Raw genomic sequence first — 249 nt, forward strand, 5'->3', positions numbered from 1 at the left:
TCCGGAAGCCGGCTCCGCGCTCTTCGTGAGCATCATTCAGGTGGCGATTGCGGTGGGTTCGCTCGTCGGCGGAATCGTGGTCGATCACGTGGGCATTGCGACGGACTTTCTGTTCGGCAGCGGCCTCGCGTTGCTCGGACTGGCGGCGCTCGCGAGCTTCGGTAGAAGCGGCGAGAGGAAGCCTGCGCCAGAAGCGGTGGCGTGCACCGAATGCAACTGCCGCGTGTAGCTTTTGGTCATTCAGAAGGC

At 63.9% G+C, this 249-nt stretch carries 1 pseudogene; it reads left to right on the plus strand.

Going from position 1 to position 249, the window contains the following annotated elements:
* Positions 1-229 (plus strand): annotated as a pseudogene (locus SB753_RS39855) (MFS transporter); the annotation flags it as partial.
* Positions 230-249: the final 20 nt, after the last annotated feature.

Origin of the sequence: Paraburkholderia sp. SIMBA_053 (genome assembly GCF_046534895.1) — a bacterium.
In the GTDB taxonomy this organism is placed as follows: Bacteria; Pseudomonadota; Gammaproteobacteria; order Burkholderiales; family Burkholderiaceae; genus Paraburkholderia; species Paraburkholderia caledonica.